The sequence below is a fragment of the Amycolatopsis sp. NPDC104587 genome (assembly GCF_055583645.1).
Genome location: NZ_JBVJNO010000002.1, coordinates 235397 through 248874, shown reverse-complemented (window position 1 = coordinate 248874; position 13478 = coordinate 235397). Strand labels below are relative to the sequence as shown.

Annotated in this window: 13 protein-coding genes and 1 pseudogene; 9 read left to right on the top strand and 5 right to left on the bottom strand. The window is 71.3% G+C overall.

The window, feature by feature from the left end; translation table 11 throughout:
* The first annotated feature begins 202 nt into the window (after positions 1 to 202).
* Together ACZ61C_RS05615 and ACZ61C_RS05610 are read left to right on the top strand one after the other, a co-directional pair.
* Entirely contained in the window at positions 203 to 991 is a 789-nt protein-coding gene (locus tag ACZ61C_RS05615; protein ID WP_465303223.1) for an SDR family oxidoreductase, read from the top strand.
* A gap of 3 nt (positions 992 to 994) precedes the next feature.
* A complete protein-coding gene (locus ACZ61C_RS05610) occupies positions 995 to 1960 on the top strand; it encodes an aldo/keto reductase (RefSeq protein WP_465303221.1) in 966 nt (321 codons plus the stop codon).
* Here ACZ61C_RS05610 and ACZ61C_RS05605 read toward each other — a convergent pair.
* The 4 genes and pseudogenes from ACZ61C_RS05605 to ACZ61C_RS05590 form a co-directional block, all read right to left on the bottom strand.
* Positions 1952 to 4567, bottom strand: coding sequence for a CHAT domain-containing protein (locus tag ACZ61C_RS05605; RefSeq protein ID WP_465303219.1), 2616 nt, complete (start codon positions 4565 to 4567; stop codon positions 1952 to 1954). The genes ACZ61C_RS05610 and ACZ61C_RS05605 overlap by 9 nt on opposite strands.
* An 84-nt stretch (positions 4568 to 4651) precedes the next feature.
* Positions 4652 to 4810: a hypothetical protein gene (locus ACZ61C_RS05600; protein ID WP_465303217.1), complete on the bottom strand. Its 159-nt coding sequence runs from the start codon at positions 4808 to 4810 to the stop codon at positions 4652 to 4654.
* Between the two features lie 251 nt (positions 4811 to 5061).
* Complete coding sequence (locus ACZ61C_RS05595) at positions 5062 to 6201, bottom strand: serine hydrolase domain-containing protein (protein WP_465303215.1); 1140 nt, start codon at positions 6199 to 6201, stop codon at positions 5062 to 5064.
* A gap of 79 nt (positions 6202 to 6280) precedes the next feature.
* A pseudogene (locus ACZ61C_RS05590) lies at positions 6281 to 6530 on the bottom strand (hypothetical protein); the annotation flags it as partial.
* Between the two features lie 203 nt (positions 6531 to 6733).
* Between ACZ61C_RS05590 and ACZ61C_RS05585 the strand changes: the two are divergent.
* The 4 genes from ACZ61C_RS05585 (at position 6734) to ACZ61C_RS05570 (ending at position 9557) form a co-directional block, all read left to right on the top strand.
* Positions 6734 to 6997, top strand: a complete 264-nt coding sequence (locus ACZ61C_RS05585) for a hypothetical protein (protein ID WP_465303213.1) — start codon at positions 6734 to 6736, stop codon at positions 6995 to 6997.
* Between the two features lie 31 nt (positions 6998 to 7028).
* Positions 7029 to 7391 (top strand): VOC family protein, encoded by a 363-nt coding sequence (locus tag ACZ61C_RS05580; RefSeq protein ID WP_465303211.1) that lies wholly within the window; start codon positions 7029 to 7031, stop codon positions 7389 to 7391.
* An 81-nt stretch (positions 7392 to 7472) separates the two neighbouring features.
* A complete protein-coding gene (locus tag ACZ61C_RS05575) occupies positions 7473 to 9140 on the top strand; it encodes a hypothetical protein (protein ID WP_465304195.1) in 1668 nt (555 codons plus the stop codon).
* 15 nt (positions 9141 to 9155) lie between these two features.
* Positions 9156 to 9557: an NUDIX domain-containing protein gene (locus tag ACZ61C_RS05570; protein WP_465303209.1), complete on the top strand. Its 402-nt coding sequence runs from the start codon at positions 9156 to 9158 to the stop codon at positions 9555 to 9557.
* Positions 9558 to 9888: 331 nt separating this feature from the next.
* Here ACZ61C_RS05570 and ACZ61C_RS05565 read toward each other — a convergent pair whose 3' ends face one another.
* Complete coding sequence (locus tag ACZ61C_RS05565) at positions 9889 to 10188, bottom strand: YciI family protein (RefSeq protein WP_465303207.1); 300 nt, start codon at positions 10186 to 10188, stop codon at positions 9889 to 9891.
* 210 nt (positions 10189 to 10398) lie between these two features.
* On the opposite strand from ACZ61C_RS05565, the gene ACZ61C_RS05560 reads away from it, so the two are divergent.
* Genes ACZ61C_RS05560 through ACZ61C_RS05550 form a run of 3 tightly spaced genes read left to right on the top strand, consistent with a single transcriptional unit; the run spans position 10399 to position 13460 of the window.
* On the top strand, positions 10399 to 11307 hold the full coding sequence (locus ACZ61C_RS05560; protein WP_465303205.1) for a hypothetical protein: 909 nt from the start codon (positions 10399 to 10401) through the stop codon (positions 11305 to 11307).
* A gap of 21 nt (positions 11308 to 11328) precedes the next feature.
* The gene (locus ACZ61C_RS05555; protein WP_465303203.1) at positions 11329 to 12522 is read left to right on the top strand and encodes a pyridoxal phosphate-dependent aminotransferase; all 1194 of its coding nucleotides are present in this window, start codon (positions 11329 to 11331) and stop codon (positions 12520 to 12522) included.
* An 11-nt stretch (positions 12523 to 12533) separates the two neighbouring features.
* A complete protein-coding gene (locus tag ACZ61C_RS05550) occupies positions 12534 to 13460 on the top strand; it encodes a phosphotransferase enzyme family protein (RefSeq protein ID WP_465303201.1) in 927 nt (308 codons plus the stop codon).
* The last annotated feature ends 18 nt before the right edge of the window (positions 13461 to 13478 follow it).

The window sequence follows — 13478 nt, the reverse complement described above, 5'->3', positions numbered from 1 at the left end:
GGGTGATCTTCACCGGGACTGGTTCCAGGAATAACGCACCAGGCCCGGAAAACGCAATACTCGTGCTAGGCTCCGAAAGTGTTGAACACCACGTGATCATGAACCTGACCTGCACTTTTATCACCCACATCGCAATCAGGAAATACATTTTTCGCACGTCGATGACAATGGCATCCTGGCACCCGAATACCTGGAGAACCGCGTGGAACTGACCGGACGGGTCGTCGTGCTGACCGGCGCGGCGCACGGGATCGGAGCCGCCATGGCGCGCCGCTTCGCCGCCGAGGAGGCAGCCGGGGTCGTCGTGTCCGATGTCGACGGCGCGGGCGCCGAGCGGGTCGCGGGCGAGATCACGGCCGCGGGCGGCCGGGCCGTCGCGCTGGCCGCCGACGCGACGTCCAAAAAGGACCTGAAGGCGCTGGTCACGACGGCGCGCGCGGAGTTCGGCCCGGTGGACCTGTTCTGCGCCAACGCGGGCGCGGCCTACGGCACCGGAGTGCACGCGGCGGACGAGCAGTGGGCGAAGTCGTGGGAGCTCAACGTGATGCAGCACGTCCACGCCGCGCAGGTCGTGCTGCCCGAGATGCTCGCGCGCGGCGAGGGTTACCTGCTGCTCACGGCGTCGGCCGCCGGGCTGCTCGGCACCCCCGGCGACGCGCCGTACTCGGTCACCAAGCACGCGGCCGTCGGCCTCGCCGAGTGGCTGGCGATCACCTACCGGCCGCGTGGCGTGCGGGTCAGCGCGCTGTGCCCGCTCGGCGTCCGGACGGCGCTGCTCGAACCCGGCATCGCCGCCGGCCACCCGGCCGCGCTGGCCATCGCCGCGGCGGCGCCGCTGCTCGAGCCCGAAGACGTCGCCGAGGCGGTCGTGCGCGGGCTCGGCAAGGAAGAGTTCCTGATCCTGCCGCACGAATCCGTGCGGGAGACCTTCGCCCGCAAGGCACGCGCGGTCGACGCGTGGATCGACGAGATGGCCGTCCAGGGAGGCTGAGAAGTGGAGTACCGCAGGCTCGGCGCGAGCGGGCTGGCCGTGAGCGAGATCGCGTACGGCAACTGGCTGACGCACGGCGAGGACGGCTGTGTCGCCGCCGCGCTGGACGCCGGGGTCACGACGTTCCACACCGCGGCGGCCTGGGCCGGTGGTGCGGCGGAATCGGCGTACGGCAAGGCTTTCACGGGGATGCGCCGCGACGACCTCGTGCTGTGCACCGGCGTCTTCTGGCCGGAGGGCCCGGGGCCGAACGACGCCGGGCTCAGCCGGAAGCACGTGATCGCGTCCTTGGAGGGGTCACTGCGGCGGCTGCGCACCGACCACGTCGACGTCTACCAGCTGCTGCGCTTCGACTACCGGACCCCGGTCGCGGAGACCTTCCTCGCGCTCTCGGACCTGGTGCGGCAGGGGAAGATCCGGTACGTCGGCACGTCGGAGTGGACGGCCGAGCAGCTGCTGCAGGCGAACGAAGCGGCGGCGCGCCACGACGTGCCGTTCATCGCCAACCAGCCGCACTACTCGATGCTGTGGCGGGTGGCGGAGGCGCAGGTGATGCCGGTGGGCGAGCGGATCGGCGTCGGCCAGTTCGCGTCGGTGCCGCTCGCCCAGGGCGTGCTGACCGGCAAGTACCGGGACGGGCGCGTCCCGGCGGGCTCACGCGCGGCCGGGCCCGCGCACGCCCGGCCATTGCTGATGCCGGAGCTGCTGGAACGGGTGGAGCTGCTGCGCGGTGTCGCGGACGACGCCGGCCTGACGATGGCCCAGCTGGCGCTGGCGTGGGTGCTACAGCACGAGACCGTCGCCTCGGCGGTGGCCGGCGCGAGCACGCCGGAGCAGGTCACGGAGAACGCCAAGGCCGCCGGCGTCCGGCTGGACCTCGACGTGCTCACCCGCGTCGACCACCTGCTCGGCAGTTTTGTCCAGACGGATCCGCGGCTGGTGTGGTCGCCCCCGGCGTTCTCAGCCTGAGCCGAGGCAGACGAACGGACGGCGGAACGGGTCGACGGCGATCGCGTCCGCCAGCGCCAGCGCCGGGCTGTCCCGGACGGCGAGGGCCCGGTAGTAGTCGTCCATCGCGGCCGCCGAAGCGAGGTCGCCGACCCGCGACAGCGGCGCGATCACCGTGCGCGAGCCGCTCGCCAGCAGGGCGCTGGCGAACCCGAGGGCCTCGTCCCCCGGCCGGATCCGGTTCAGCGCCAGCTCGCACGCGGCGAAGACGACCTGCCGCGGCGGTTGGCGCAGCCCGGCCATCTCGTGGCCGAAGAGGGCGCCGTCGGCCAGTTCGAGCCGGGAGAACAGGGCGTTCTCCGGCTCGTGCGCACCGTGCGCGGCGAAGTGCGCGAGCTTCGCGCCGTCCATCGCCCGCAGCACGGACTTCACGGTGGCCTTGGCGCCGGTCATCGTCGTCGCGGTGCGGTAGTGCGTGGTCAGCTTCTCGAGCTCACCGCGCGCGCCGGCCAGCCCCGGCCCGCGGACCAGCACGATCTTGCGCGCCCGCGGCGACTTCGTCAGCTCGGCGGCGAGCCACGCGGTCGCCGACGGCGCGACGACGGTCGGCCGCCCCCGCAGCCCCGGCAGCACACCCCACGGCACCGCGTAGAGCGGCCCGGTGGGAACGACGACCAGCCGGCGGTCACCGATCAGCTCGGCCAGCGGCTCGATCAGCTGCGCGTCGAGCTTGTCGGCCTGCTTGCGCGCCGAGGCCATGACCACCTCGGCCAGCCGCTCGGGCAGGTTGTCCGGCGCGAGCGCGTCGAGGTCGACGTTGAGCACCCGCGCCGACTCGCCGGCGGCCTCGGCGGACCCGAGCCGCACGAGCCGGCACTCACCCCCGGCGACCACAACGGCGACCAGCTCGTCCCCGGAAGCGGCGAAGCTGACCAAGGCCCGTTCACCGAGCTGCGCGACCACCTCGCCGAGCCCCGCCATCGGCCGCGGCCGACCCCAGCGCCCGGTGTGCCACCCGAGCCGCTGGGCCTCCCGCAGCCGTTCGTTGTACTTCGCCCGCAGGCCGGCGATCGGGTGGCCGTCGTGCTGGGCCTCCTGGATGGCCTGCCCCAGACCCCGCACCTCGGCCACCCGCGCGGCGAGCTCGGGATCGGTCCCGGCGGACAGCGGCTCGTAGCGGTAGGTCTGCGCGCGAGTCCGTTCGAGCCAGACGAACAGCCGCCGGGCGTCGTTGCGTTCCAGCACGAGCTTGACGGCCAGATCCGCGAGCTCCTGCCCGTGCAGGGCGGTCCCGGAGACGAGGTCGAGCCCGCCCATCCGGTCCCGGACGGCGTCGAGCTCGGTGAGCCCGGACCGGATCTCGGTGAGCGCCCGCGCCCGGCTCCCCTGCGCGACGGCGAGCTCGGCCCGGCAGAGCCGGCGAAGCATCCGGTAGTCGATCGGGGTGAGCTGCCCGGGACGCGGGACCTTGCGCAGGGTTTCGATGGCGCGCTTGAGGTTGCCCCGCCGGATGTCCAGCCGCACGGCGAGCATCCGCGCGGTCGCGGCCTGCTCGGTCAGCTGCGGGGTCGGCATCTTGTCGGCGGCGCGCAGCGCCTTGGTCGGCAAGCCGGCCGGGATGCTTCCGCTCTCCAGCGCGTCTCGCGCGTCGGCCTTCAGCCCCATCAGGGTCGCGTTGGCTGTGCACGTCAGGCAGCCGACCTTCGACATCCGGCGGCGCGCCGAGTAAGCCATCTCCCGGGCGAGCTCAACATCGTCGCCCATCAGAGCCGCCGACGCGCGGTACAGCTCGGCCAGGGCCAGCTCCCGGCTGATGCTCTGTTCCTCGACCATGACCGGCAGGATCTCGTCGAGGTGGGCGCCGGCCTCGTCCGCGAGCCCGGCCGCGAGCAGCGCCTCGGCCTGCGCGAGCCGCAGGGTCGGCGGGATCTCGAGGTCGAGTGCCCGATAGCTGCGCTCGCACTCGTCGTAGAGCCGAAGCGCCTCGGGCACATCGCCCATCCGGAGCGCGAGCGTGCCCAACGTCCGGCGCGTGCTCGCCGCGTTGCCGCGCAGCTCGTACTTCTCGGCGAGCTCCAGCGACCGGGTCAGGTCGGCCTGGGCTTCGCGGACGTTGCCCAGCCGGATGTGGACCCAGCCCCGGGAGGCGAGGGTCATCGTGAACGCGCCCATCCGCGACTCGGGCTCGGGCCCGTTCGCCAGCCGGAACTCGTGGTGCTCGATGGCCCGGTCGAACGAGACGAGGCTTTCGTCGTTGCGCCCCACGCCCATCAGCCGCATGGCGTAGTTGTGGTTCAGGGACCCGTTGAGCTCGGCCCGCAGCACCGGGTCCTCCACCGCGTTGATCAGCAGCCGGACGTCGTCCAGGCCCGCGAGGCCCGCGGCGAGATCGTTCGAGATCTCCGAGGACACCGCGGTCAGCGTGCTGGCCAGCCGAATTCTGGTCACCAGCCAGTCGGTGCGAAACCCGGACGGCACCGGGTGCACCGAGTCCAGCAGGCTCATCCCGCGGCGCAGCAGGCGAAGACTCTGGTGGTACCGCGCGACACACGACGCGTCCGCGGCGTCCTTCTGCAGGGCGTGAACCCTCTCGATCACCTCGGAGGGGTTCAGGTCAATCACGGGCACCCACCTATGACAGCACAGGCTTCGGCAAAAAGAAGCCCGCCTACCGGTAGATCAGCAGGCGGGCTTGCCTCCACGAGGCGGAACTCAGGCCTTGACGTCCTGATAGCAGCCGTTCGCGCATTCCGTGTGGACCGGGTGGTCGACGTGGACCTTGCCGTCCGTGTCGGTCCACTGGACCACGGGCGTCGGTTCCGGCGTCGGCTCCGGGGTTCCTTCGGGCTTGGTGTCCGTGGGCGTCGACATGGTCGATCTCCTCTCCCCTGGGGATCTGCCTGGGGACGCTCGCCGTGACGGTGAGTTCCCCTCGCGGGGCCCTCTCCCCGCGAACGGCCCAATAGTTCCACAACGGAGCAATGATCGGGAGGGTTTTCGCTACGGAAAGTCAGACCGACCGCCGTGAGCAGGCCAAATGTCGACAGTGGAACGTCCTAACGGGTGAAGTCTGTAACGACGGTGTGCCTCGCTGTGCACCGCGCCCGGGGGCCGGGCGGGCGTCAGGCGCGCCTGGCCGTCACCGCCGCGTGGACGGCAGTCACCAGCCTCACGTTCTCCGGAGCCGCACCGCCGGGGAAGGCGAAGCGACGGCGGTTGTAGCCGTACGCGAGCCCCGAGCGCGGGTCGGCGAACGCCTGCGAGCCCGCCGCGCCGCTGTGGCCGAACGCTCCCTGGCCCAGGACCGGGTAGTCGTCCGACACGATCGCGAAGCCGAGCCCGAACGCGTTGTGGTTGCGGGTCGACAGGTCATCGCCGATCGAGTGGATCTGCGCGAACTCCGCCGCGGTCTCGGGACGGAGCAGCCCGCCGAGCACCGCCGCGTACATCCCGGCCAGCCCGCGCGCCGACGCGACACCGCCGACCGACGCCGGGCTCAGCTGCCGGATCACCTTGATGTTCGGCAGGTCCCAGAGCTCCGGCGCCTTCGGGTGGTTCCGGTTGAAGGCGATGCCGCTGATGCTGTCCGCCCCGCTCGCGGCCGCCTCCAGCTCGGCCAGCTGCTCCGGTGTCGGCAGCATCGGCTGCGTGGTCAGGAACCGCGGCTCCAGCTCCTCCGGCAACCCGAGGTGGAAGTCGAGGCCGAACGGCTTCCGGACGCGCTCCTCGTAGTGCTCCTGGATGCTGCGGCCGGTGACACGCCGGACCACTTCGCCGGTCAGCGCGCCGATCACCAGCGCGTGGTAACCGAACGCCGTGCCCGGCCGCCAGTACGGCCGCTGCGGCGCGAGCCGCTCGGCGATCACCCGGTCGTCGGCGAGCTCTTCGGCCGTGAACCCGTGGTCGGCGCCGACCACGCCGGCGCGGTGCGCGAGCAGCTCCCGCAGCGTGATCCGCTCCTTGCCCGCCGCGCCGAACTCCGGCCAGTAGTGGCTGACCCGCTGGTCGAGCTCGAGCACCCCGTCCTGGACGAGCAGCGCGACCACGAGGTGCGCGGCGCCCTTGGTCGAGGAGAACACGCCGGTCAGCGAATCGGCGGTGATCTCGGGACCGGTCCACAGGTCGACAACGCGTTCACCGTCGACGTGCGCGACGAGCTGCGCGGCGTAGTCACCCCCTTCCCCGGCCGCGACGGCGGCGAACTCCGCGCGGACCGGCTCGAACCCGTCGGCGACGGTCCCCTGGATGTGCTCGGACGACATGGCGGCTCCCTCGGTGTGTGTGCGCCTGCGCCAAGGTGCAACCGAGGCCCGGCCGCCGTATTCCGGGTGCCGAGGGGTGAGCCTGCGGCGCGGTGATCCACGCGCGGACCAGGACGACGAGCACGCCCTGGAAGATCAGCGCGAGCGCGCCCCACAGCAGCAACACCACGACGGCTGCCGTCGCGACGACGAGCTCGGCGACCATCAGGATTGTGGCGAGCCTTGGGAATCCGGTGGCGCTGTCCTGCTCTTCGACGTGCCGCGGCGCGCAGGTACGACGCGCCGACCGGGTAGCCGAGGCGGTTGTTCGCGCACGCCGTCTCGACGAGCCGGAGGGTGGTAACGCGGGACCGTCCGGGGCTGATGTTCCCGACATGGGGGCACCTGAGTTCGAAGCCGAAGCAGGAGAAACCACCCGGCCCGGCCGTGGCTGGCGATCGCGTCGGTCGCCATCGGCGCGTCCGGCCTGACGCTGGCCGTCGCGACCTGGGCGGCCTGGCTGGTCGTCCGGCCGCAGGTCGTTTCGGCCTGGGTGTATTCCTGGGTCTCGCAAGCGTTCCTGCTCGTCCTCGGTGCCCTCTGGTTCGCGCTGCTGCCGATCAGCGTGCTGGCACTGGTCTTCGGTGTCTACGCCGGCGCACGCACCCGCCCCGGCCCGGGACGGATCGGCGCCGCGCTCGCCGTGATCACGGTGCTGCTCGCGCTGTCGGGCGCGGCCGTGTTCGCGACGACCTCGTGGCGGCACGTCGGCCCGCCGGTCGCGTACTTCGACAACCAGGCCGGGTTCCCCGGGTAGAGCGCCCTAGCAGGTGGGTAACCCCCAGGTCATGAAGCTGACCTCCACGGTGCTCGGCACCCCGGAACCGCGTGCGCTCGCCGAGTTCTACTCGATCCTGCTCGGGTGGCCGATCAAGACCGACGAGCCGGAGTGGGTGACCCTGCGCCCGGACGGCGGCGGCGCCGGGTTGTCGTTCCAGCTGGAGACCGGGCACGTCCCGCCGGTCTGGCCGCCGGCCGAGGGCGGCCAGCAGATGCAGCTGCACCTCGACATCGAAGTCGACGACCTCGCGGCGGCCACCGCCGCCGCGACGGCCGCGGGCGCCACGGTCGCGGATTTTCAGCCGCAGGAGGACGTCCGGGTCTGCCTCGATCCGGCCGGGCATCCGTTTTGCCTCTGGAAGCGTGAATGAGGTGACGCCCCGCGTTCGATCGGTCACAGGATCCGCTATGTTCGACTGAGGTCCTGTTTCCGGCGAACGGAGTTGAGCCCTGTGGGGGTGCACCGGATCTGGCACCACGGACTGGTCCCCACCGAGGGGAAACGCCCCCTGGACGCGTTGCGCAGCAGGCTGATCACGCGCCAGCGGCAGCACGAGGACTACAGCGTCACCGATCTCGGCTCGTCCGACGACGGCGGCTCGCGCCGGTGCGACCTGAAGTTCGCGTGGACGGGCGGCGAAGGCCGCTACTCCGTTCAGGTACTGCTTTCGCTGTGCTACCACGCCGGAGAGGACCGGGTGGCGTGGTTGCTGGCCGCGGCGTGCACCCGGCCGTGGAGCGCCGGCCACGAAGCGCCGGCGCACCGGATCGGCCTGGAAGAGCTGGGCGCCGGCGGCAGTGACGAGATCCCGATCGAAACCCCGGTGCTCGCGATGCGGGGCTGGTCGAGCCAGGAGTGCGACCGGGTCGCCGATCTGCTGGGCGAGGCGCTGACGGCGTCGTGGCGGACGTCGGCGGTGCTGGTGCTCACCGAGCCGCCCACGGTGCCGGTCGACGGCTGGCCCGGTCTGGTCAACGTGTTCGACGTCGACGACCGCTTCCGCCGCACCCTGAACCGGCACCTGCCGCTCGGGTGCGCGGTGCCGCAGGGCGCGCGGCTGTACGTGCCGCCGTGCGACCAGCTCCCCGACTTCGTCGAGACCGCCAGCCCGGTGTCCGGCGAGGCCCTCCAAGGCGCGATCACGCGGCTCATCCAGACGCGGAGCCGGACGCCGCTGCCCGAGGAGTGGGCCGACGTGCCGAGCGTCCGCTCCTGGTACGCAACGGATCCGTTCGCCTCGCCGGAGCGAGAGCCCGACGCCGAGCTGACGGAGAAGCTGGGCCGCGCCGAGCGCGAGCTGGCCGAGGCGCGGGGCGTGATCACGATCCTGCGCAAGAAGGCGAAGGCCGACGCCGAGGACCGGGACCGCCACGCCGGGGAGGTGAAGACGCTTCGCCACCGCCTCGACGAGCTTTCCGCGGCCGAAGTCGCCTGCCTGCGGGAGCAGCTCGCGCAGCTTCAGGAAGAGCTGGACGACTACGCGCGGGCGTTCGAGGAGACTGAGGCCGAGCGCGACGAGCTGAGACGCGTCAACGGCCTGCTGGCGGGCCGCCTGGCCCGGCACCACGCCGCGGACGAGGTGACCGCGGCCGAGCGGCCGCCGGAAGAGTTCCCCAGCTTCGCCGAGCTGATCGGCGCCGCGACGGTGAAGCTCAAGCACCTTGCGATCACGGCCGAGCCGGCCCCGGCCGCGATCCTCGACCACCACCCGAAAGCCGCCGCCTGGCGCCGCAAGGCGTGGGACGCGCTCCGCACCCTCGACGCCTACGCCTGCGCGCGGACCTCGTTGCTCGGCTCGGGCCGCGACCCGGGGCCCGAGCTGTCGGACGTGCTCGCGTTCGCCCGGACCGGCCAGCCGGGTTCGCTGATCAGCGCCAACATCATCGCCCTGGCCGAGTCGGACACGGTGACCACGAACGAACGGCTGCGCCAGGCGCGCACGTTCCGCGTCGACCCCGAGACGAACCCGGCCGGCCGCGACTACTTCGGCGCGCACATCGCCCTGGAGCGCTTCAAGTCGCCGGCGCCCCGGCTGCACTTCCTCGACGACACGGACGGCACTGGCACGGTTTACGTCGGCTACCTGGGCGCCCACCTGCCGACGTCGAAGACCAACTGAGCGAGAATCACGCGCATGACGGAGCTCGCGCGGAAGGACCTGGCCTACTGCCGGATCGCTCGCGGTGACCGGGTGCTGTTCCTGCGACGCAGCCCCGGGGTTTTCCTCGCGGGGCGGTGGGAGCTGCCGGGCGGCACGGCCGAGCCGGGCGAGCGCTTCGAGGCCACGGCGGAACGGGAAGCGGCGGAGGAGACCAGGCTGAAAGTGCGCGTCACGGAAGAACTGTGGCGTGATTCGTGGCCGGACGTGGCCGGGCGGGCGATGCGGGTGCACGCTTTTGTCTACACCGCCGAAGAAGACGGCACGAGTGACGTTGTGCTCAATCCGGAAGAGCACGACGACTTCGCCTGGCTGACGACGGCGGAGGCGCGGGAGCGGGAACTGCCGCCGCATTTCCGGCGGTGGCTCGATCGGTAGGGGTTTTCCGTTTCGCAGCGCCACTTCGGTGAGTCGATGGCGCTGCGGGAATCTTCGCGGTTCGGTCATGGCAACGACGCTACCCGAACACCTGTGCGACGGTAATCGCTGGATCGGGTGATGATCGACGACGACGGATGGCCGGATTTTGTTGCTCCACAAGGGAAATCCGCGCCGAAATGCCCTGGGCACCCCCGATTTCCACACTAGCGGAGGCCACCGACAAAATCGGGAAAGCGGGGCGACCGAAGCCGCGCGAGACGAAGACAGGTCTTCTTCGCCGGCAGGTGGCGGGGCGTCGTCGCCGGGCCACCCGACCGTGGCGGACTCCTCAGGAGGCGATGGCCTCGTTGATCGCCAGCAGCTCCTGCGCGGTGCGTGTGGCGGTGAACTCGATGACGTCGTACCGGGCGAGCCGCTGGACCACGAACGGGTCGCTGGCGAGGATCGCGTCGAGCGTGCCTCGCAGCACCGAGCGGGTCAGGATGACGTGGTCGGCCGCGCCGGCGCCCTTTCCGGAAACGAGGAAGACCCCTTTCGTGAATTGTTTGCGCACCCAGTCCGAATGGTCTGGGAGCGCGTAGTCGACTTCTGTTTCGGGTGCTGTGTAGGTCAGCAGTGCGATGTACATGATTCGATGGTAGGACTCCGGCGCCCGCGCCGCATCCGCCTGGCGAGTGGCCCCGGACACCACTTCACCCATAGTCCGGTCAAGAACCAATCAATTTCTTTACCAGCGCTTTTTCAATTATTCTCCGCCGCCGTACGCCCGTCGTCGTACGGCGTGGTGTCGACGCCGGGCCGACGCGGCCGGCGCCACACGACGGTCACACTTCGGGCCATGAACGCACTGACCCGGATCTGGCAGGACGGCAGGCGAGCCGAGCGGATCGCCTACGTCGTCGGCGCGGCGCTGTTCCTCAGCGGCGTTGTGCACGCCGTCGTGCTCGTCGCGACCGGCGGTTCGTGGCTGGGCCCGCTGTCGATGCGCAAGGCCGTCACGTTCGGCCTCTCGTTCGGGCTGACGCTGGTGCCGGTCGCCTGGGCGACGTCGTTCCTCACCGTCCGCCCCCGGTGGCGCTCGATCCTGCTCGGCGCGTTCACCGCGGCGAGCGTCGCCGAGGTCGTGCTGGTCAGCATGCAGGCCTGGCGCGGTGTGCCCTCGCACTTCAACTTCGAGACGCCGTTCGACAACGTCGTTTCGATGACGCTCGCGGCGGGCGGCGGGGTGATCATCCTGACCGTCATCGGCTTCACGGCCGCCGCGCTGGTCGAACCGGGTCCGGACGCGCCCAGCCTCCGCCTGGCGATCCGCGCCGGCCTGGTCGTCCTCCTGGTCGCGCTGGCCACCGGCGCCGTGATGATCGCCCGCGGCGTGGTGCTGGCCCGCGGCGGCGATCCGGAAGGCGCGTACACGACCGCCGGCTCGCTGAAGCCGCTCCACGCGGTCGCGATGCACGCGATCCTCGTGCTGCCCGCGCTGGCCTGGCTGCTGCGGTTCACCCGGTGGCCCGAGGCGCATCGGACGCGTGTCGTCGTCATCGCCGTCGTCGCCGACGCCCTGCTCACCGCGGTCATCGGCGTCGAGTCCTTCGCCGGGGTCGACCCGCTGGCCGCGCCGCTGCCGGTGCTGGCGTTGTCCGTGCTGGCGCCGGCCGTGCTCGCCGGCACCGGGGCCTACGCGCTGACCGGCGTTGAACCGCCCGTCCGATTCGCACGTATCCCCGTTGGGAAGGCAAGGGGCCGGTAAAGCGGCGGACGGAGATCACGCGTGCGGCACGGTATGACCACCCACGGCCTTTTCCAGCAGAACCAGGCCCACAGCCCGTCGTTCTTCTCCGTGGCGAGGGTGATGGGCCGGCACGCGGACGACCTCGCGGACTTCTGCATCCCCTGCAACCCGTACTTCCCGACCGACGCGATGTTCGGCGAGCTGGAGCGGAACCTCCGCACCATCCTCAAGTTCTACCCGAGCGACGCCGGCGCGATCACCGCGCAGCTCGCGCACGTGCTGCGGCTCAACCCGTCGACGATCTCCCTGGCCAACGGCTCCACCGAGCTGATCACCTGGATCGACCGGCTGCTCGTCGGCTCGAGCGTGGCGGTGCCGATCCCGACCTTCGGCCGGTGGACCGACCAGCCGCTCGAGACCGGCAAGCGCGTCGACATGTTCCTGCTGAAGGAGGCGAACAACTTCGAGCTGCGCGTCGACGAGTACATCGAGTTCATCAAGCGGCGTGGCTCGCGGGTCGCGGTGCTGTGCAACCCGAACAACCCCGACGGCGGGTACCTGCCGCGGCGCGAGGTGGTCCGGTTCATGGACGCCCTCGAGGACCTCGACCTGGTGGTGATCGACGAGTCGTTCATCGACTTCGTCGAGGTCGAGATGAATCCGTCGGTGGCCGCCGAAGCCGTCGTGCGGCCGAACGTCATCGTGCTGAAGAGCCTGGGCAAGAACTTCGGGCTGCACGGGATCCGGTTCGGCTACCAGGTGTCGAACCCGGCGCTGACCCGCAAGCTGTCGGCCGCGCTGCCGAAGTGGAACCTGAACTCGCTGGCCGAAACCGTGATCTTCATGCTCGCCGAACGCCGTGCGGAGTACGAGGAAAGCCTCAAGAAGCTCGCGCTCGACCGGTTCATGATGAACTCACAGCTCACGCAGTTCCAGGAGCTGACGGTGTACCCGTCGCAGGCGAACTTCCTGCTCGTCAAGCTGCCCGGCTCGGTCGACGGCGCCGAGCTGTGCGACTACCTGCTCGCCGAGCACCACCTGCTGGTGCGCCAGTGCGGCAACAAGATCGGCATGACCAGCCAGTTCATGCGCTTCGGGGTGCGGCCGGACACCGAGGTCGAGCGGCTGGTCGAGGGCCTGCGCGGGGTCGAGCGGCTCGGCGGCGGCCGGCACGCGACGCCGACGATCGAGCTGGTTTCGCACTCCCGCGAGCAAGAACGGTCGATCAGCTGAGCACGTGGGCCATGGCCGACTTCTCGGCGAACACCCGGCCGTTCGCCGACCTCGACCGCTCGGGCCGCACCCGCAGGCTGCGCCGGCTCGCCGAAGCCGCCTTGACCTCCTACGACGTCCCCGTGGCCCGGCTGACCCCGCTCGGGCGCGGGCTCAACACGACGTTCCGCGTCGACGGCGCGGACGGCGGCCGGTACGTCCTGCGGGTGCAGCGGCCGGACGGGCCGGGCGTCGCCCAGGTGCGGTCCGAGATGGCCTGGCTGGCCGCGCTGTGCCGGGAGACCGACCTCGCGGTTCCGCGGCCGGTGCCGACGCGCGGGCGCGACCTGGTCACCGTCGTCGCCGACCCGGCGGTGCCGGAGCCGCGCACCTGTGTGCTCTGCCGCTGGGTCGACGGCCGGTTCGTCGACGAGCGCCTCGGCCCGCCACAGCTGTACTCGCTGGGCGAGCTCACGGCTCGGCTGCAGCAGCACGGCGGGCGGATGAACGGCCTGGACCGCGGCCGGGTCGACGACCTCACCGAGTTCGGCCGCTCGCAGGTGAACGGCTTCTCCGACGTCGTGCTCGAGCGGGCGATCGCGCAGGCCGGCGGCGACGTGTCAGTCCGCGCCGCGCTGGAGCGGATCCGCGGGGTGCGCGCCGAGCTGGGCTTCGGCGACGACGTCTTCGGCCTGGTCCACGGCGGCCTGCACCAGGAGAACTACCTCTTCCACCGGGGCCGGGTGCGGGTGATCGGCTTCGACGGCTGCGGGTTCGGGCACTACGCCTACGACCTCGCCGTGACGATCGGCGAGCTGGCTCACCTGCCGCAGCGGGACAGCCTGCGCGAAGCGCTGCTGGACGGCTACCGGTCGGTCCGGCCGGGCGGCGCCACGACCGACCCGAAGGTCCTGGCCGCCTTCGTCGCGCTTCGCCGCGTCCAGCAGCGGCTCCGGTGACGCTATAGCGTGGCGTTA

What these genes read in the sequence shown, in the direction of transcription:
- ACZ61C_RS05600 (WP_465303217.1), bottom strand. Translation starts at nt 4,810, where the DNA reads ATGTCGACGCCCACGGACACCAAGCCCGAAGGAACCCCGGAGCCGACG.
- ACZ61C_RS05595 (WP_465303215.1), bottom strand. Translation starts at nt 6,201, where the DNA reads ATGTCGTCCGAGCACATCCAGGGGACCGTCGCCGACGGGTTCGAGCCG.
- ACZ61C_RS05580 (WP_465303211.1), top strand. Translation starts at nt 7,029, where the DNA reads ATGAAGCTGACCTCCACGGTGCTCGGCACCCCGGAACCGCGTGCGCTC.
- ACZ61C_RS05570 (WP_465303209.1), top strand. Translation starts at nt 9,156, where the DNA reads ATGACGGAGCTCGCGCGGAAGGACCTGGCCTACTGCCGGATCGCTCGC.
- ACZ61C_RS05565 (WP_465303207.1), bottom strand. Translation starts at nt 10,188, where the DNA reads ATGTACATCGCACTGCTGACCTACACAGCACCCGAAACAGAAGTCGAC.
- ACZ61C_RS05560 (WP_465303205.1), top strand. Translation starts at nt 10,399, where the DNA reads ATGAACGCACTGACCCGGATCTGGCAGGACGGCAGGCGAGCCGAGCGG.
- ACZ61C_RS05550 (WP_465303201.1), top strand. Translation starts at nt 12,534, where the DNA reads ATGGCCGACTTCTCGGCGAACACCCGGCCGTTCGCCGACCTCGACCGC.